This is a genomic window from Lacipirellulaceae bacterium (assembly GCA_040218535.1).
Taxonomy (GTDB): Bacteria; Planctomycetota; Planctomycetia; order Pirellulales; family Lacipirellulaceae; genus Adhaeretor.
Genome location: JAVJRG010000012.1, coordinates 1,464,694 through 1,483,226 on the forward strand (window position 1 = coordinate 1,464,694; position 18,533 = coordinate 1,483,226).

An 18,533-nucleotide genomic window follows, 5' to 3' on the forward strand; every position below is an offset into this window, starting at 1 on the left:
GTCTCGGCGAGATCCTCTCGGTACCACGGTAGACAATCAGAGTCCCACTCAGATTCCTCGGTCGGCAAGCCTCCTGTCGGAATTACAGGAATCAAAACAAATCCGTGTCATCCGTGCAATCCGTGGCCAAAAAGAACGCCACCACACGAACACGTATCGCGCCGAAACCTTGGCGCTCTTCGCGTCCTTGGCGGTTCAAAAAAGAATCACCGCCCCTCACGCAGCGTATTGAAATACTCTTCCGCGTGATCGCGCCGCGACTTGGGCAACTGTTCCATAATCAGCGGATCAGCAGGCTCGCTGCCTTGGGATTGCATCTCCTGGCGGAGTTGCTCGACAACTTCGCCACGGATGTTGGGACCGTTGGCTTCGCCGGCGATGACCGCGGCACCTTTGCCGACGTTTTGTCGGACGCGTGAGTCGCGGAAGCGGACGTCGTCTTTTTCGTCAGGCCGCGTTCCGCCGCCGGGGCCCTCGCCTTTGGCGTTTTTCGAGTCGCTGGGTTTCTTACCGCCCTTGCCCCCGTTGCACGCTTGGCAGCCGCCACCCTCGCATTGCTGGCAGCCGAGAGCGTCTTTGGTCATTTGCAGTTCGTCCATCATCGCTTGCAGCATGTCGCCCTCTTCCATTTGCTGCTGCATTTGTTCGAGCTGCTGCTGCATCTGCTTCATCGCTTCAGCCGCGGCTTGCTGATCGCCTTTCTGCATGGCCTGCTGGGCCTTTTGCATCTGTTGGGCCATTTGCTGCATCGCCTGATTCTGCTGGGCTTGCTTCTGCATCTGGTCGAGCTTCTGTTGCAACTGGCCAGCTTTGGCGGTGTTGCCTTCGCGCTTGGCTTGCTCGATCTGCTTCTTCAGTTGCTCCTGAGCCTGCTTCTTGGCTTCTGCCGCTTTGGACAGCTTCTGCTGCATCTGCTTGAGCTGCTCTTGAAGTTGCTTCTTGTCCTCTTCGCTGAGCTTGCCGTTCTTGACCTTTTCAGCCAGCTTCTTGAGTTCCTGCTGGGCCTTCTTAAAGTCGCCCTTCTTCATGGCGTCGGCCATTTTGTCGGCAGGGCCTTTGTTGAAGTCCTTCATCTTGTTGAGTTGCTTCTGCAGTTCCTTCTGGCCGCCGACTTTTTCTTGCCGTTGTTCGAGTTGTTTGGCCAGATCGTTGAGCTTGACGAGGGCCTTCTTACGGCCTTCTTTATCTTTGCCGGCATCCTCAAGATCCTTTGATTCTTTCTCTAGTTGGCGGAACAGTTCTTCCGCATCCTTGAGCCCCGCTTCGGCGGCCTTCTTGCGTCGCTCTTCCAGACGCTTGCGCGTTTTTTCCAGATTCTCTTTCTCTTGTTTGGTTAGCTCGGTCGTGGCCGTTGGGTTGACGGTGCTCTGGGCTTCTTGATTGTCGAACAGCATCACCACCGCGATTGCCAGTGCTGCTGGGACCAGCGGCAACCAGGGACGCTTGCCTAGCGAGATGCCGAACTTCTCATCGACCTCGACACGCTTCACAGCACGCACCGCATCGTTGAGTAATGCCTGTCCTGCTGGAGTGTCTTGATACTGTTCGGGTAGAGACAGAGTGCTGGCGACGCGCTCGCGGAGATCGTAGCGGGTGTCGATTTCAATAGCCGCATCGAGTTCGTCTTTACGGCTCACGAGCATCCAAATCAGCGAAGCAACGATTCCCAACCCTGCCGCACTTCCGAAACACCATGTGACGAAGTTCGCAGGCAGACCTTCCACGGCGACCACTTTGGGGACCGCCACGGCGACGACGACGGCTGAAAATGCGAAAAGTGAGCAAATGATCAGCCGTTTGAGGTAGAGTTCCGTATTGAGCCGGCCTTGTGCCTTAGCGACTTGGGAGCGAATTTCGTCCATGGCGATCAGTTGGGTAGAGGTGGCTGTTGCGGTTAAAATAACCGAAAGGCGTAGCTACATTGTACGCCGCTTCCATTAAGTCGTCACGTTGAGCCCATATCACGCTTTTATACAGCTGTATGTCGAAGGATTCTCACTTGCCGTCGCCCACAGAACGCCCCCAGGCGGACGTGGTGCTCTACGATGGGCAATGTGGCATCTGCACGGCAGGCGTCTCGAAGCTGCCCTGGTGGGACTGCCAGGGCCATCTGGCGTACCTCTCGCTGCACGATCCGCAAGTGGCCGAGCGCTGGCCTGAGCTTGAGAAAGACCGACTCTACGACGAAATGTGCATCGTCGATGGAGAGGGTCGCCAACATTGGGGAGCGTACGCCCTGCGGTACCTCACCCGCCGCTTAAGGCGACTCTGGTGGGCGGCTCCACTGTTGCACTTCCCAGGGAGCATGTTGCTTTGGAAGCCGCTGTATCGCTGGGTAGCGAAGAACCGCTATCGGCTGAGCGGCACCGAATGCGAAACCGATGCCTGTAAGTTGCACCGGTAGTTTCTCATCAACGAATGGCACGAATTTCACGAATGAGATGTTGGATTCGCTTATCCAAGATTCGTGCGATTCGTGAAATTTGTTGACAAGAATTAAACGTTATTCGTACTCGTGTTGGTCACTTGGAAACTGACCGCCCCGAACTTCGTCCCGATATTGCTTCACGGCGTCGGTAATCGTCTCCCCTAGATTCGCGTAGCTCTTCACAAACCGCGGCACGTAATCATTTGCCAAGCCGAGTACATCATTCAGCACAAGCACCTGACCATCGCAGTCGGGGCCGGCTCCGATCCCGATGGTGGGGATGTCGACCAGTTCGGTGATCTTCTTGGCGACGCTTGAGGGAATGCACTCCAGCACCATCGCGAAAGCGCCCGCCTCAGCGGCGGCTCTGGCATCGTGTAGGAGAGCCGCTTCATCTCGTTGGACTCGATAACCGCCGAGTTGATGAACGTTTTGCGGTCGCAGGCCGCAGTGGGCCATCACGGGGATGCCCGCTTTGACCAGCGCTGAGATCACTTCCGCCTGCTCCACTCCCCCCTCGAGCTTCACGGCTTGGCAGCGCGTCTCTTTGAGGATCCGTCCGGCGTTTTCGATCGCTTTATGGACGCCAAGGTGATAGCTCGGGAACGGCATGTCGACGACGACGAGCGCCCGTTCTACCGCACGACCGACCATCTCGGCGTGATAGATCATCTCATCGAGCGTGACCGGCAGTGTATTTTCGTGTCCTTGGACGACCATCGACATCGAATCGCCGACCAGCACGCCCTCGACCCCCGCGGCATCGACGAGGCGACCCATCGTGTAGTCGTAGGCGGTAATCATCGAGAGCTTCTCGCCTTTCTGCTTATAGGACGAGAATTTCGGGACGGTAATACGCCGTGGCTTGCTGTTTTTTTGATCTTTGGGCATGCGTGCAGGCTAATCGAGCGGAGCCCTCTAAGTCAACGTGGTCGATGTCTACCGAGAATGCTGATCTGGAAGTTGGCCATCCCGACTGGTCGGGGCACGGATGACACGGATATTTTTCGATTGTGTCATTCCGACGGGAGGCTCGCCGACCGAGGAATCCAGATTCCAACAGTGTTCGCACTGCAGACCGTAAGAACTTCGTGGCATGCGAAGCTCAAAGTGAAACGCTGCAATGCTTGTGGTCGTTGGCATCGTTCCTCATAATTCGGCTACTTGAACCTTCCACTCCTTCTCAGCGGAGCCCAATCATGAAGATTGTTGCCGTGAAGATCGCTTTCGCTCTAGTCGCTCTCTCGACCGTCCTTTCTCCTGCCGCTCAAGCGGAGGTCACTGCGAAAGCCGTAGGCCTCTCGATCGCGATGAAGGACCCCGAAAGCAAATACAACGGAGCCTATGCGATGGGAATGCAGCCGGGGTTGAAGCTTGCTGTGATGGTTCAGTCTGAGAAACGAAAGATCATCAATGTTGTGGTTAATCCGAAGCAGCCGCCGAAGATTTCTGCAGGCGGCGAGTCGCTCTCGGCAGAAGAACAGCATATGTTTAGTCCCAACGTCAGCGACGACGGCTTGAGGGCAATCCTGGACGTAAACGCCAAAAAGCTACCGACCAAGGGAACGGAGAAGTTGCTGGTCACCGGTGAACTGCTCGTCAGTACAGGCGGCAAGACCGCAGAGTCAAAGGTCGAGGCGAAGCTGGCCAAGGGCGCGAAGTTCAAGTTGGCCGGGATCAATGTGGAGGTGACCGATGCTGGTAAACCCGACTGGGGCGACGAACCCCTGTCGGTCACTTTGCAGACCAGCGACGCTGGAGGATTCGATAAGATCAAGGAGTTGGTTTTCCTCGACGAGGCGGGCAATCCGATCAAATCAAAAACCGGCGGCACGATGACGATGAATTTCGGCGCCAGCAAAAAAATCGCGGTTGACTATCGACTGGCGAAGAAGGTCGAAAAAGCAACATTGAAAGCGGAAACCTACACAGACCTCGAAACCAAGCCTTTGCCATTGAAGCTTGAAGTTGGGCTCGGGCTGTAACATATAACAGGGAAACGAAACCAAATGTCTGATATCAACGTCACCGTCACCGAACGTTTCGGTCGTCAATGCGCAAGCAGCGGTTCTGCGTGGGAACCCAAAATGGGCTACAGTCGCGCCGTGCGTTCTGGGAACATGCTTGCTGTCACGGGTACCGTGGGTGTCAATGCCGACGGTACCTACTCGGACTCCCTCGCCGAGCAAACGCGCCGCTCGCTTGACATCATCAAAGCTGCGGTCGAGTCGCTGGGAGGAAAACTCGAACAGGTCTATCGCACCCGCATGTACGTGACTGACGTGAGCCGCTGGGAAGAAGTCGCAGGTGTCCACGGCGAAGTCTTCGGCGAAATCCGCCCCGCGACCACCATCGTGGAAGTCACGCGATTGATTGACGACGCGGCGTTGATTGAAATTGAGGCCGATGCGCTGGTGGAGTGATTCATCGGGCATATTCGCCACATCCCTGTTGCGTGTCGAATGGTGCGATCCTGGATTCGTCCATGAATTTCGGGCGTTTTTTGCTGTAATACGTTGTGACAGCTAGACTGTATTAATCCCGCCTTCCCCGCCTACCTCTGCTTGCGAGTCGTGCAGCCCATGAGGCCAGTCCCTCCCGAGTTCGCTAGGCGATGCGCCCATGTGGGCGCTTTCGTGGGGTCAAAGCTAGCTATCGTTGCGGTCGCATTTTCGTTTAGTGCCGTGACCGTTCGCGCGAACGACGCACTCGAATTCTTCGAGAAGAAAGTTCGCCCCATCCTCGCGGAGCATTGCTACTCCTGCCACAGCGTCAATGCTGAAAAGTTGCAAGCGGGACTGCTCGTTGATAGTCGCGCTAGTTTGCTCACAGGGGGCGACTCCGGGGCGTCGATCGTTCCCGGCAATGCCGATGAGAGTCTGCTGATCGAAGCGGTTCGCTACGAAACCTACGAGATGCCACCCAGCGGCAAGTTGCCCGAGAGCGATATTCAAACGCTTGAGCAATGGGTCAACATGGGGGCACCGTGGCCCGAGGAAGACGCTCCAACGGCAAGTGCCCTGAAGCCCGAGTTCGATTTGCAGAAGAGAAGGTCGGAACATTGGTGCTGGCAGCCAGTGCGAAAGCCGTCGGGCCCTGAGGTTGAACAACAAGACTGGCCGCGCAAAGAGATCGATCAATTCATCCTTTCGCGACTTGAAAGCGAAGGGCTCACACCCGCAGTCGATGCAAAGCGATCGGCACTCTTGCGGCGATTGTATTTCGACCTGATTGGATTGCCGCCGACTCCTGAGCAAGCGGAGAAGTTTCTCAACGATCGTTCGCCGCAGGCGGTTGAGAGGCTTGTCGATGAATTGCTCGCTTCGCCACACTTTGGCGAACGCTGGGGGCGGCATTGGCTCGATCTCGTTCGTTACGCGGAATCGCGTGGCCACGAGTTCGACCACGATGCGCCAAATGCCTTTCAGTACCGTGATTACATCATTCGTGCACTGAACGCCGACGTGCCGTATGACCAGCTTGTTCACGAGCACATCGCCGGGGACTTGCTCGGGGAGCCGCGGCTGCATCCCGAGAAAGGGTTCAATGAATCGATTCTTGGCACTGGCTTTTGGTTTCTCGGTGAGTGGGTCCACTCACCCGTGGACATTCGCAAAGATGAGACGGATCGCTTTGACAACATGATCGATGTGATGTCGAAAACCTTTCTTGGGGTGACGGTGTCATGCGCACGGTGCCACGACCACAAGTTCGACGCCATCTCGTCAGAGGATTATTACGCACTGTCGGGTTTTTTACAGAGCAGCGACTATCGGCAAGTGCGTTTTGAGTCTCACGAGCAGAATGGCAAGGTCGCCGCGAAGTTGGAGGAGTTGGATGCAAGGTACAAATCTCTGATCGCGAAGAAGCTGGCATCAGCGGGTCTCACCCTTCCCGTTGCTGAGCCGCTCAGTGGAGAAGCTGTCGAAACCGTGGTTGTCGACTACAGCAACCTTGCTAGCGAAGAATATCGCCAAGACGACTACATCTTCGGCAAGCAGCCACGGCGCTTGGGCGATGCTTACTTAGCGGATTTAGAAGACCGACCTGCTATTCAATTTGCAATGTCCGACGCTGCGGTGAGCGACTCATTCTGGAATGGGCTTGTGTCACACAGCGGCAAAGCCTTAAGCCACTTGGGGCGGCTCGTGTTGCCGCAAAGCGGGAGGACTTTGCGAACGCCCACGTTCAGGCTGACCGACGGCCAGATTACATGTCGCGTGAAAGGCAGCGGACACGTGTTCGCCTGCGTCGACTCTCATCGAATGATCAACGGCCCTTTACATGGCGAGACCATCAAGAAGATTTCGAAGGGCTCCAGATGGGTTGATCTGGACCTCTCTCGCTACGTCGGTCACCGACTGCACCTGGAATTCACTCCTGAAAAGGATAGCACCCTTGAAGTGATGCTTGTGATCCAAGGAGCCACGCAGGCGGTCCGCCAGCAGTTGAATGCTCGCGAGGAAATCATTCGGCGATTGATGAAGCGATATTCGGAAGCTGCCAGGCAGCATCTGGCGAAGGAGGCTGAAGAAATCGCGCACATCTGGGCCGCAGAGCGAGCCAAACTGCAATCGCAGGTCATGCAGCGTTCGCACTTGGCGATGACCATGGCGGATGGCACGGGGGAAGACGACCATCTGCTGATTCGCGGCAATTCCTCGAAGCCAGGAAACCTTGTGCCACGGCGCTTTCTGACGGCAATTTCCGGAGGGCAACCGCTTTCCATTGGTACAGGTAGTGGCCGACTGGAATTGGCAAAGCAGATCACGGATCCCGAAAACCCTTTGACGACACGCGTCATCGCCAACCGTGTTTGGCACTACCTCATGGGCCGCGGCATTGTTCCGACGACCGACGATTTTGGTGTTCTCGGACAGAAGCCTACGCACCCCGAGCTGCTCGACCATCTCGCCACGAAGTTTGTTGAGCAAGACCAGAGCATCAAGCAGCTTATCCGTTACATCGTCTTGTCGCGAACCTACCAAATGTCGAGTCACATACAACCTGACGCAGTCGCCGCTGACCCAAAGAACCTCACTTGGCATCATCGTCCACCGAAGCGGCTCGAAGGTGAAGTAATTCGAGACGCTCTGCTTGCGATTTCAGGGCGCCTTGATACGAAGCAGTTCGGCGAACCTGTTCCGGTTCATCTCACTTCTTTCATGGGCGGCCGCGGTCGCCCCAAGAAGAGCGGGCCACGTGATGGAGCGGGACGACGTTCCATTTATTTGGCGGTAAGGCGGAACTTCCTCTCCCCAACGATGCTCGCGTTCGACACGCCGGCTCCGTTCAGCACCATGGGCCGTCGAAACGTCTCAAATGTTCCTGCGCAAGCGTTGATTCTGATGAACAATCCACTCGTAGTGGAATTGTCGGGACAATGGGCGAAGCGAGCCCTTCGCACGCACCCTACCCTCGAAGGACGCATTGACGGGATGTACCAAGCGGCCTTCGCGAGACTGCCGACGGAGCGCGAACAGCAGATTGCGAGAGAGTATTTGCAGTCCCAAGCCGTCGAGCACGATGCGAATCTCGACAGCCAAGAGATTTGGGCCGACTTCGCGCACGCACTCGTGAATACAAAAGAGTTCATCTTTCTCCCATGACAGTGCACTTACAGAACATGTCCAACCGCTTTCCTTGCCAACGCTACCAACCCGCGCCCCAACTCGACGGAATGTCGCGTCGTCAGATGTTGCGCCGCTGCGGCAGCGGGTTTGGAGCCGTAGCGCTGGCGGCGTTGCAATGCGATCAAGCATTCAGCAGCGCCTCAGCGACATCGGTGAAGCAAGGGACGGCTGGGCATGGTCCCCATCATCCGGTTCGGGCGAAGAACGTCATCTTTCTGTACATGGATGGCGGACCATCTCAGATCGATACCTTCGACCCCAAGCCGTTGTTGGCCAAGTACGATGGGCAAGATCCCGGAGCGTTGTTCGACGTAAAGCCGACGCAATTCAACAACAATGGCAACGTGCTGGCGAGCCCTTGGAAGTTCAAGCAATACGGCGAGTCGGGCATCCCTGTCAGCGACCTTTTCCCCCATGTTGCCACCTGTGCTGATGAACTTGCGGTGGTCCGCTCGATGGTTTCAGAGTTTCCTGAGCACACATTTGCGAACTACTTTCTCCATACTGGGAGCGGATTGCAGGGTCGGCCCAGCATGGGGGCTTGGGTGAACTACGGCCTCGGAAGCGAGTGCCAAGACCTCCCGGGTTTTGTCGTCATCAATGGCGGCCTGATTCCCCCGGGTGGCGTGGACTGTTTTGGAAGTGGTTTTCTCCCGGCGAGCTATCAGGGCTCGGTCTTCAAGCCAACAGGCACGGGAGTCGCCAACGTCCAGCGAACCGAACCATCAGACTTGAGGCAGCGTGACAAGCTCTCCCTAGTCAGCAGCTTAGACAACTTGGTAGCGGAGCAATTTGGCCAGCACGACAGTCTCGAGTCAGCCATCCGCAACTACGAGCTTGCCTGCTCGATGCAAATAGCCGTTCCCGAGATCATGTCGATCAGTGACGAGCCAGCACACATCCGACGGATGTACGGCCTGGACTCGAAGTACGAGCATACGAAAACGTACGGTGCGCAGTGTCTTCTAGCCCGTCGAATGATCGAACGAGGCGTTCGCTTTATCGAGCTCACCTGTCCCAACACCGGCGGGGATCGCTGGGACCAACACAGTGACTTGAAGAAGGGGCATGAGAACAACGCGCTGGCTGTTGACCAGCCGATCGCAGCCCTGTTGAAAGACCTTCGGCAGCGAGGCCTGCTTGATGAAACACTCGTCGTCTGGGCGGGCGAATTCGGCAGGACACCCTTCGCCCAAGGGAAGAACGGACGCGACCACAACCAGTACGGCTTTACCGTCTGGATGGCTGGGGGCGGAGTGAAGCCAGGAACGATCTACGGCGCTACCGACGAGTGGGGCTACAAGGCCATCGAGAACCGTCTTGAGATCCACGACCTTCATGCCACGATGTTGCACTTGATGGGCGTCGATCATACACGCTCGACCTTCCGCTTCGGCGGTCGCGACATGCGTTTGACGGATGTGAAGGGCCACGTCGTCCACCCGCTGATTGCTTAATACTTTGTTTCAAAAATGGTTTTCTGTTAAGGGTGGCTGGGGACGAGTGGAGCGAGCCCCCAGTTTTTTAGGCACTGGGGGCAGCCTCCAGCTGTCCCCAGCCACCCTCACTCTCTATCTCACATCACTCCCAGTTAGTTCCCCTTGCGGCAAACGACAATCCAGCCATTCGTCCGCAGTGTTCCCAACAGCCAGGGCCATTTCAGCGTATGGCGTCGCGTGGCGTCGAGCGGTACACAGCGTTCGATCTCAAACCCAGCGACGCGTAGGTCTCGGGCTAACTCTCTCCAGCGGAACACGTGGAGGAACATGCTGGGCAGTCCGCGATAGGGGAACCACTTATCACCTAACTCAAGTTCCTTTTGGAATGGAGCCGTCACTAGGTTCTTTAGCAACCACCAAGGTCCGCCGGGGTCGCGGAGGTTGTACCAATAGTTGTGGACATGCAGTACGAAACGCCCGTCGGGCTTTAATATGCGACGAGCATGAGAAAGGAATTGCCGACGGCTGTTGCGACCGCGAATCATTCCTAAGGTGCTGAACATGCACATCGCGTTGTCGACCGATTCGTCGGCGAGGCAATCAAGCTCGACGAGATTTGCTTGGAGGCAATCGATCCGAAGGTCTCCCTGTTGACTCTTCGCACGAACTTCTGCGAGCATCGGCAGTGAGAGATCCACGGCGAGTCCACGATGCCCTGCTTCTATCAGCGGGATGAGCGCCCGCCCTGTGCCGCAACCCAGGTCGGCCACTAGGCTTGGTCCTTGGAACGATTCTCTGAGGATTTGGCCATCAAAGTCGAACAGTGTATTGTGGGAGAAGTAGTGGTCGTACTCGGTGGCGATTGACTCGCTGTGGACGTAGTCCCAAGTTCCTCGCGAGACGCCGGGTGGGAGCTTCCAGGTGGGTTTTTCTCGGGAGTTCACGCTGTTTTCCGCTCGCGGCTTAGCCGGGGCTAAGCTGCGAGCGGCCCCTAGTTGGTGTCACAGAATGGGGCTATAATCGCCGATTCGGTTTTAGCCCGCTAGCGGCGGCAGGGGCGATCGAATCCTGTTGCCGACGCCAACCTCACCGGTTGGCAATACCTACCCGAGCTCGGTTCTTCCGGGCAGCTTTCCCCAGGAAAGCGTCGCAAACCAACATCTAAGGAGAAAACCCCGTGGCAATTAAAGTCGCTATTAACGGTTTCGGTCGTATTGGCCGCCTGACCTTCCGCAATTTGATGCAGCGTTCCAGTGAGTTTGAGGTCGTCGGCATCAACGACCTGACCGACAACAAGATGCTTGCTCATCTGCTGAAGTACGACAGCACCCACGGACGTTTTGATGGCGAGGTCAGTCACGACGATGAAAGCCTCACCGTCAACGGCAAGAAGATCGCCGCGATGGCCGTTCGCAACCCCGCGGAGCTCCCTTGGGGTGACATGGGTGTCGACGTGGTTGTCGAAAGCACAGGCATCTTCACAGGTCGTGCCGCTGACGGCAAGCCTGGTTACGACTCGCACCTCGAAGCGGGTGCCAAGCGAGTTGTGCTGAGTGCTCCCGCCAAAGATGGTGCCGACCTGACCTGTGTGCTTGGCGTCAACGACGACAAGCTTACTGCCGATCTCAAGTGCATCAGCAATGCAAGCTGCACTACCAACTGCTTGGCCCCTGTCGCCAAGGTGCTGCACGAGAACTTTGGCATCGAGAAGGGTTTGATGACGACCGTTCACGCCTACACGAACGATCAGCCGACTCAGGATCAGCCACACAAGGATCCTTATCGTGCCCGTGCCGCGGCGATGAACATCATCCCCACCAGCACTGGTGCCGCGAAGGCCGTCGGCTTGGTTATTCCTGAGCTGCAAGGCAAGCTTACGGGTATCGCACTCCGCGTGCCTGTGGTGACCGGCAGTGTCGTTGACCTGACCGTGAACCTCGGCAAGAGTGTCAGCGAAGCTGACGTGAATAGTGCCATCAAGGCCGCTGCTGAAGGGCCGCTCAAGGGCGTTCTCAAATACACCGAAGACCCGATCGTTTCGACAGACATCGTGGGCGATCCGCACAGCTCGATCTTCGCTGCCGACTTCACGCAGGTGATGGACGGCAACATGCTGAAGGTCGTGAGCTGGTACGACAACGAGTGGGGCTACAGCAGCCGCACCGCCGACTTGATTGCACGCATTGCTCAGTTCTAAGAACAAGCGATTCAGTAACAACAGAAAGGCCGCGCTCTCGTAGTGAGAACGCGGCCTTTTTTATTGGTTCAACGCAGTGGAATCAACGTGGCTCAATTCGCCTAGCCTTCGTCGCCTCCGCCTTCGCCGGAACGTTCGCCCATTTCTCGATCAATGTCGATGAGCGAGGCCGGATCGTCTTTCACGAGCTTTAATTTGTGAAGAACTTCGCGGGTGGTTTTCTCTTCTTCGACTTGCTCAGTAATGAACCATTCCATCTCGACAAGAGCGGCAAATGCTTTCTCTTTGAAAGCCAGTTCGTACAGCGCGTCGATCTGTGCGGTCACTTTTTCTTCTTGGGCGAGAGCATTCTCGAAAACATCGACAATGGATTCGTAGTTGTGCTCTGGAGCCTCGATGGGGTAGAGCTGGACTCGCCCGTTTCGCATGCGGAGGAAATCATAAAGCCGCATGGCATGGGCGTTCTCTTCCTGGCTTTGCAAGCGGAGCCAATGGCCGCATCCAACGAATTGCTCATACTCGCACCAGGCAGCCATCGAAAGGTAGCTGTAGGAGGAGAAGAGCTCGTTGTTAATCTGCTTGTTGATCGCTTCTTGAACGACAGGGCTGAGCATATCGATTGTCTCTGAAGGGGTATTGCGGTGGAAAGGTTTTACTCAACTGCATAAGTACCGCATCAAGAGCGTAAAGTCCACGGTGACTTGCACGAGTTTGAGAAAAAGAATCGGACCGCGGTCCACTGACGAATTCGAGCCTCAATCTCAATAGAGGAGAAGCCGCTTTAATGCTATTATTTGAGTGTGAAGAAAGCCACCAACAACGCGACGGCCTCCACTGCGAAGCCAAAAGTAATTTTGCTTACCCTGGTATTTTTGCTCGTGGTGGCAGCGATCGCTGCTGTGCCGATTCTTAACAGAATGAATCGGCAGCAGGCGATGCGGCAAATGAAGGAAGATCTGAATAGCAAGCTAGATGCTGTCGGCAGTTCGCAGCGCGAGAGCGAGTCGACGGTGCGGGGTATCGTTAGTTCGGAAGAGCTTATCCTCGAACTGACACCGAAGATCCGTCCGCTAGCAAGAAGCTTGTTTAACTTGCAACTGCCGGATGACTCGGCAGACGCGCTCTTCTCAGATCAGGTAGAAATCGTCGGCCGCCTGGAGAGTCCTGCAAAGGACAAGGCTCTGCCGAACGGACTTGTGACGCGAACTTGGAACCTTAGTACTGACAAAGAACGTTCCTCACGCGAAAACTTGACGCTTTGGAACAGACTTTTTGAGAGGGCGAAGTATCTGGAAAACGGCAAGTTCTATTTCATCAAAGGGGCGTTCGCCGAGGGAAAGCCAGATGAGTTTCATGCGGTGGTCGGCTCTTCAGGGTTGGTGCAATACCGTGACGATCGCAGATCTTCTTGGAGTGCGAAACTGAAACTGATCTGGACACGCAACGATTCACTAAAAGAAGAATCGCGTTGGCAGATCAGTTCCTGGAAAACCGATTCGTTCAAGACGATCGAATCAGAGAGTCCCTTGTTTGCCGATGTGCTGAGCCCTGCATTGCCGGAGGATTCAAGTTACGAGCGAGCGACGTTCTCGCAGCACGAGAAGATGACGTCGGACCTGCTGCAAGGGAAGCAAATCGATCGCTCTGAGGGTGACAATTATCCGTTCTTTTTCGCGGAAGTGACGCTCGAACATCCTGGTGTCGCTGTGGTGGATATCGACCAAGATGGTTTGGACGACGCGTTCATCGCCATGCAACACGGGCAGAATCTGCTGTTTCGGAATCGGGGCGACGGAACCTTCGAAGAGGTCGCAGCCGAGTATGGACTGGATGCTACCGGGAATTCGTCCTCCGCAATCTTCGCTGACTTCGATAATGATGGTGACCCCGATTTATTCTTGGGACGCCCGCGTCATCGTGGGCAATACTACGTGAATGATCAGGGCTCGTTCGTTGAGGGTTCCAGCGAGCTCATTGCCACGGATCTTCCCTACATGATCTCTTCGATTTCCGCCGCCGATTACAACGGCGACGGACTGCTGGACGTCTATCTCTCGACATATAGTCCGCTGGAGAACATGCACCAGTTCATGAAGAGCGGTTTGCCGATCTGGGCCAAGCAATATCTCTCAGGTTCTGAAATCGAAGAATTCAAGCGGCGAATCAGCAAGACTCATCTCTATTTGGGTCGCCCCGGGCCTCCGAACATGTTGCTCACGAATGTTGGGGACGGAAAGTTCGAGTTGGCCAAGGAAAACGACCAGATACAGCTTTGGCGGAAGTCGTTTCAGGCGACTTGGTCGGATTTCGACTCCGACGGTGATCCTGACCTCTACGTCTCAAACGACTACGGCCCGGACAACTTCCTCCGAAATGATGGGAGCAAAGGCTTCACCGACATCACCCAGGAAGCCGGTCTCGACGCGATGGGTTTCGGGATGGGAGTGTCGTGGGGTGATTACGACAATAATGGGCAGTTTGACCTTTACGTTTCCAATATGTTTAGCAAGGCAGGACAACGCATCACTAGTCGCGTCGATGGAATCGACTCAAGGTTTCGCGACATGGCTGCGGGTAATTTTCTCTATCGGTACGAGGATCAGAAGTTTAAGCGAGTCTCTGGGCCAGAGAAAACCGACTTGCAGGTTGAAAAAGCCGGATGGTCTTGGGGAGGGCAGTTCCTCGACTTCAATAACGATGGCTACCAAGATATCTACGCGGCTAGCGGATTCTATACCGCGCCCGCCGATATTGCCGTCGACATGGATTTGTGAAGTAACTTCTGGCGCACGGTCGTGCGTTCCGACGAGAAGCTAGATCGTTCCCTACGACGATCGAAAGACTGGGTGCGCGATCCCGAGACAGGACGCACAGACGCGAAGGTCCTCCGGTTTTCCTTGCCAGATCAAGAACGCGTGAGAATGTCGCTAAGCGGCAAGGAACGCAATCATCTCTTTCTGAATGAAGGTGGCAGTTCCTTTTCGGACATTTCTGGCATATCAGGCGTGGATTCCATCAACGATGGCCGATCGTTTGCCGTGTGGGATTTTGATCGTGATGGTTGGCAGGATATCTTGCTGGCGAATACGAATACCCCCATTTTGCATTTATATCGTAACCTCCTCGGTTCGAGGGAAAGTGACGGCGCGCAAGGCGGCCATGTCGTCGCCGTGCGATTCGTCGGAGGTAACCAGTCTGCTCGTCCTAGTGAGGAATTCAGTTGTCGCGATGGCTACGGGGTGAGAATCGTCGTTGAATTGCCAGACAAGACGCTGACGAGAGAGCACCGATGTGGCGAGGGGTTTGCAGCACAGAACTCAAACATCATGTTCATTGGGATTGGACAGTATGATTCCGTTAAAGGCATTGAGTTGAAGTGGCCGAGTGGAGTAATCCAGAAAGTTGGCCAAGTCGCTGCCGGGGAACTGATTACCGTTTACGAGAACAAGGCCGAAACGAAGGACGCGTCAGGGATCGAACGAAGCCGCTACTTGATTGGTAGCAGCGATGTCCTGCTCGCGGAGACAGGTTCTCGAAAATACAAAGGCTTAGAGTTCTCTCAAGAAGAGTCGCCAGCATCACAACTTTGCATGTACACCTCAATGGCGACCTGGTGCGTTGCTTGCCGTACCCACATGCCCGAGCTAGCCGCTTTACGTTCTCGTTTTGACGACGAGCAGCTCAAGATGGTCGGTGTTCCGATTGATGAAGAAGATGACAAGCAAAAGCTCGATCGATTCATCGCAGATACGAAACCAGCTTATGAGCTAACTGCCGATTGGGAAGTTGCATCGCGGAAGAAGTTCCAGGCCATCGTCAACAGATATCTTGGCAAAGATGTCATTCCTGCGACCATTATCACCACAGGGGATGGCCAAGTTGTGGAGGTGATCGGGGGTACCCCAACGGTATCCGACATTGCCCGCCAGCTTTCCGACTGACGGGGCTGGTCCGCTGCCTGGCCAAGCTCTTTCAAAAAAAACAGGGAGTCGCGCTTTCGCGCGACTCCCTGCTGCAATATCAGTGGGCCCGACTGGAGTCGAACCAGCACGCCCTTGCGGGCACATGCCCCTCAAGCATGCGCGTCTGCCAATTCCGCCACGAGCCCAACTGTACCTCCAGCACGGCTGAGGATAACGCCGTGCGAGTGAACTTAAGAGTCTACTCAGGTAAGGCTGGTCGTCAAGGCAGAGCCCGGCAATTAGCCTGCGGGCTAGGTTGGTTATTCCCGAAGCGACTCGTAATTCTTGAAGGGCGACTTCGACGGCTTGTCGCTCTTGTACTTGTGAGCAGTCATCCAGGTGAACGCTTTCTGCTCGCTACTTCCCGGGTCGGGCTCAGCAACAGCAACGCCGTCGGCCTCGACGTAGGCAGTCCGTACGAGGCGGACTTTTTCATTCGCGGGAGGAGCTAAATTGTAACCAACGCCGTGGGTCATTTTCAGCCAACTGTTTTCGCGAAAGCCGGTTCGCAGCCTCTTTTGGGCGGCAGCGAGGAGTTGCTTTTTCTGAGCGTCCGTAAGGCTGTCATCGTCTCCAATTTGTTTGACCAGCTTTTGCGTTTCGGAAAGATCAAAACTCACCCAACCATAAGGCGGCAGGTAGGCTTCCAGTTTGCAGTGCGAGGGAGAATTCTTCGGGAACAGGGCCAATCCATAAGTCACTCGCGTTGGGTATCCGAGTGAACGTCCCATCGTTGCGCATAGTCCGTGATAGTCGCTGCAATGACCACGACGCTTTGAGAAGGCATGATCGACGTCAGCGGTCAGCGAAGCGTTAACATGGTCGTATTCGAGCGTGTCGTTAACCCACTTCATCGCCGCGAACAGGTCTGGCTTGGCCTGGGAAGACTTCGAACCAAGATCGGAAATCAACTGATCGTAGCCCGTTTGATCCTTCACTGCTTCGGGGTCGAGATAGTTCTTGAACGCAGCAGGCCACTTTTGAATCGTCTGGACTTTTTCGGGATCGAGCTGCCAGTGAGCGTTTGAAACTCTCGCGGCAAAATGGTGTCGAATAATCTGCGCGCCTTTCGGTTCGTGGAACTCAAAGTAAGCGAACTTGTTGCCGTAGGTTGGCTCGGCTGCGATCTTTGGTTCAACCTGCATAGGGCGCGTTGAGAAATGGCTTTCGCCGACTTGCTGAACACCGTCGCTTTGGGCAATCGGCAGCCAGACCTTCAGCACCTTGCAGTGATAGGGCGGGGTCACGATGACCGAAAAGTCGATCTCATGCTCAATTGGCTCACTTAACGTTGCTGTCGTGGTTTCCGTTGGCGAAAAAGCCTCCCATCGCGACTCTTGGTGCACCTGATTAGCTGCCGAAGCTCGCACTGAGGTAAGTGCGAAAAGGATCAATGGCAGAATAGCGAAACGATAACGCATCAATTTTCTCAGAAAGATTGCGGTTGGCGGGCTGATGTTCAGGCATTATCTACCTGCGCAACCGAACCGACTGTTAGCTGCTTCACGCGAAGGCTAGCCCGCTTGGTTGGGCTCTTGAAGCGAGCGTCTGCCTGCTTGCCAGGCTATTCGATTCGCTCGACTTGCTTCCAACTCCCCGACGCGACCGAGTCACTGACGGCGTCCAGCACGGCCACGCATTGGGTTCCGTCTTGGAAGTCGGGGGTGCAGTCCTGACCGTTGGCCACGCACTGGGTGAGGTCGTAAATCGCGTTGGTGAAGCTGTGGTCGTAGCCCAGCATGTGCCCGGGGGGCCACCAACTGCCGGCGTAGGGGTGATCTCCCTCGGTGGCGAGAATCTTGCGGAAGCCCTGTTGCGTGCCTGGGTCGCTCGTTGAGTAGTACTCCAATTCGTTCAACTCCTCGAAACACCAGACGAGCGTGCCCTTGCTGCCGTTCACTTCGATGCGGTTGTAGTTCTTCCGTCCTGGTGCCATTCGCGTGGCTTCGAATGAACCGACGGCTCCGCCAGCAAACCTAGCGAGGAACAACGACGCGTCGTCGACGGTTACCTTCTCCATCCCTTGGCCTGCGCTGGCAGTGAGCCCTGCCGAGGAGCCTTCCGCTGGACGTTCTTCAATGAAGGTTTTCTGCAAGCCAACGACCTCGTCGATTTCGCCGCCTAAGAAGCGAGCAAGGTCGATCGAATGGGCCGCCAAGTCGCCATGAGCGCCGCTACCGGCAACTTCTTTCCGCATGCGCCAGTTCATGGGGAACTCAGGATCGACGAGCCAGTCTTGCAAGTAAACGCAACGCACGTGGCGAATCTCGCCAATCTCGCCCGCGTCGATCATCTGCTTGGCGAGCGTCACTGCGGGGCATCGGCGGTAGTTGAAGTTGACCATGTGCTTGACGCCCGCTTTGCGGACCGCGGCGAGCATCTGCTTGCTTTCGTCCAGCGAGTTGGCAAGCGGCTTTTCGCAGAAGACATGCTTGCCCGCCTCAGCCGCCGCCACGGCAATCGCACAGTGGGTATCGCCCGGCGTGGACACATCAACCAAGTCGACCTCGCTCTGGGCGACCGCCTCTTTCCAATCGGTCGAAGACGTTTCCCAACCCCAACGCTCCGCAAACTCTCCCACGGCTTCCGCATTCCGACCACAGACGACTTTCATGACCGGCTGCGCATCAAGGTCAAAAAACTTGCCGACCTTGGCCCAAGCCTGACTGTGGGCACGGCCCATAAATTTATAACCAATCAGGGCAACATTCAGCGTCTTGTCGGGCATCGAAGGGAGGCTCCAAAATAGTTTTTGAGTACAAGTGCAGTAAGCAATTTAGCAATTGGAGGGCACGTTTCGTAGGGTCCGCCTTGCGGACCGATCCTCACCGGACTTTTGCACGATACCTAGATTTGCGCGTGCAAAAGTCGGAT

At 55.8% G+C, this 18,533-nt stretch carries 14 protein-coding genes and 1 tRNA gene; 8 read left to right on the forward strand and 7 right to left on the reverse strand.

Annotation, left to right across the window (positions count from 1 at the left end; translation table 11 throughout):
• Nucleotides 1-206: 206 nt before the first annotated feature.
• Nucleotides 207-1,862, reverse strand: coding sequence for a hypothetical protein (locus RIB44_19780; GenBank protein MEQ8618821.1), 1,656 nt, complete (start codon nt 1,860-1,862; stop codon nt 207-209).
• Between the two features lie 137 nt (nt 1,863-1,999).
• Between RIB44_19780 and RIB44_19785 the strand changes: the two genes are divergently transcribed.
• Entirely contained in the window at nt 2,000-2,404 is a 405-nt protein-coding gene (locus tag RIB44_19785; GenBank protein MEQ8618822.1) for a DUF393 domain-containing protein, read from the forward strand.
• Between the two features lie 99 nt (nt 2,405-2,503).
• Here the strand turns inward: RIB44_19785 and panB are convergent, their stop codons facing one another.
• Nucleotides 2,504-3,319 carry a 3-methyl-2-oxobutanoate hydroxymethyltransferase gene (gene panB, locus RIB44_19790; protein MEQ8618823.1) on the reverse strand — a complete coding sequence of 272 codons (816 nt, stop codon included), beginning with the start codon at nt 3,317-3,319 and terminating at the stop codon, nt 2,504-2,506.
• 308 nt (nt 3,320-3,627) lie between these two features.
• On the opposite strand from panB, the gene RIB44_19795 reads away from it, so the two are divergent.
• The 4 genes from RIB44_19795 to RIB44_19810 all read left to right on the forward strand — a co-directional run bounded on the left by RIB44_19795 (nt 3,628) and on the right by RIB44_19810 (nt 9,518).
• Nucleotides 3,628-4,413 carry a hypothetical protein gene (locus RIB44_19795; protein MEQ8618824.1) on the forward strand — a complete coding sequence of 262 codons (786 nt, stop codon included), beginning with the start codon at nt 3,628-3,630 and terminating at the stop codon, nt 4,411-4,413.
• A 24-nt stretch (nt 4,414-4,437) separates the two neighbouring features.
• The gene (locus RIB44_19800) at nt 4,438-4,851 is read left to right on the forward strand and encodes a RidA family protein (GenBank protein MEQ8618825.1); all 414 of its coding nucleotides are present in this window, start codon (nt 4,438-4,440) and stop codon (nt 4,849-4,851) included.
• Between the two features lie 261 nt (nt 4,852-5,112).
• Nucleotides 5,113-8,037 (forward strand): PSD1 and planctomycete cytochrome C domain-containing protein, encoded by a 2,925-nt coding sequence (locus tag RIB44_19805; protein MEQ8618826.1) that lies wholly within the window; start codon nt 5,113-5,115, stop codon nt 8,035-8,037.
• Nucleotides 8,038-8,123: 86 nt separating this feature from the next.
• Entirely contained in the window at nt 8,124-9,518 is a 1,395-nt protein-coding gene (locus RIB44_19810; protein MEQ8618827.1) for a DUF1501 domain-containing protein, read from the forward strand.
• A 134-nt stretch (nt 9,519-9,652) separates the two neighbouring features.
• Here the strand turns inward: RIB44_19810 and RIB44_19815 are convergent, their stop codons facing one another.
• On the reverse strand, nt 9,653-10,444 hold the full coding sequence (locus RIB44_19815; protein MEQ8618828.1) for a methyltransferase domain-containing protein: 792 nt from the start codon (nt 10,442-10,444) through the stop codon (nt 9,653-9,655).
• A 233-nt stretch (nt 10,445-10,677) separates the two neighbouring features.
• Here RIB44_19815 and gap point away from each other — a divergent pair, with 233 nt between their 5' ends.
• Nucleotides 10,678-11,697, forward strand: a complete 1,020-nt coding sequence (gene gap / locus RIB44_19820) for a type I glyceraldehyde-3-phosphate dehydrogenase (GenBank protein ID MEQ8618829.1) — start codon at nt 10,678-10,680, stop codon at nt 11,695-11,697.
• A 101-nt stretch (nt 11,698-11,798) separates the two neighbouring features.
• Here gap and RIB44_19825 read toward each other — a convergent pair whose 3' ends face one another.
• Nucleotides 11,799-12,311 (reverse strand): ferritin, encoded by a 513-nt coding sequence (locus RIB44_19825; GenBank protein ID MEQ8618830.1) that lies wholly within the window; start codon nt 12,309-12,311, stop codon nt 11,799-11,801.
• Between the two features lie 186 nt (nt 12,312-12,497).
• Between RIB44_19825 and RIB44_19830 the strand changes: the two genes are divergently transcribed.
• Nucleotides 12,498-14,471, forward strand: coding sequence for a VCBS repeat-containing protein (locus RIB44_19830; GenBank protein MEQ8618831.1), 1,974 nt, complete (start codon nt 12,498-12,500; stop codon nt 14,469-14,471).
• 21 nt (nt 14,472-14,492) lie between these two features.
• The gene (locus RIB44_19835) at nt 14,493-15,638 is read left to right on the forward strand and encodes an ASPIC/UnbV domain-containing protein (protein MEQ8618832.1); all 1,146 of its coding nucleotides are present in this window, start codon (nt 14,493-14,495) and stop codon (nt 15,636-15,638) included.
• An 83-nt stretch (nt 15,639-15,721) separates the two neighbouring features.
• Here RIB44_19835 and RIB44_19840 read toward each other — a convergent pair.
• From RIB44_19840 to RIB44_19850, 3 genes are all read right to left on the reverse strand, one after another.
• Nucleotides 15,722-15,805 (reverse strand) — tRNA-Leu (locus RIB44_19840).
• A 114-nt stretch (nt 15,806-15,919) separates the two neighbouring features.
• Entirely contained in the window at nt 15,920-17,080 is a 1,161-nt protein-coding gene (locus RIB44_19845) for a transglutaminase domain-containing protein (GenBank protein ID MEQ8618833.1), read from the reverse strand.
• 143 nt (nt 17,081-17,223) lie between these two features.
• On the reverse strand, nt 17,224-18,387 hold the full coding sequence (locus RIB44_19850; GenBank protein MEQ8618834.1) for a Gfo/Idh/MocA family oxidoreductase: 1,164 nt from the start codon (nt 18,385-18,387) through the stop codon (nt 17,224-17,226).
• Nucleotides 18,388-18,533 lie beyond the last annotated feature (146 nt).

Excerpts from the sequence above, each read along its gene's own strand:
- RIB44_19780 (MEQ8618821.1), bottom strand. The coding sequence starts at position 1,862 with ATGGACGAAATTCGCTCCCAAGTCGCTAAGGCACAAGGCCGGCTCAAT.
- panB (MEQ8618823.1), bottom strand. The coding sequence starts at position 3,319 with ATGCCCAAAGATCAAAAAAACAGCAAGCCACGGCGTATTACCGTCCCG.
- RIB44_19795 (MEQ8618824.1), top strand. The coding sequence starts at position 3,628 with ATGAAGATTGTTGCCGTGAAGATCGCTTTCGCTCTAGTCGCTCTCTCG.
- RIB44_19800 (MEQ8618825.1), top strand. The coding sequence starts at position 4,438 with ATGTCTGATATCAACGTCACCGTCACCGAACGTTTCGGTCGTCAATGC.
- RIB44_19810 (MEQ8618827.1), top strand. The coding sequence starts at position 8,124 with ATGTTGCGCCGCTGCGGCAGCGGGTTTGGAGCCGTAGCGCTGGCGGCG.
- RIB44_19825 (MEQ8618830.1), bottom strand. The coding sequence starts at position 12,311 with ATGCTCAGCCCTGTCGTTCAAGAAGCGATCAACAAGCAGATTAACAAC.
- RIB44_19845 (MEQ8618833.1), bottom strand. The coding sequence starts at position 17,080 with ATGCGTTATCGTTTCGCTATTCTGCCATTGATCCTTTTCGCACTTACC.
- RIB44_19850 (MEQ8618834.1), bottom strand. The coding sequence starts at position 18,387 with ATGCCCGACAAGACGCTGAATGTTGCCCTGATTGGTTATAAATTTATG.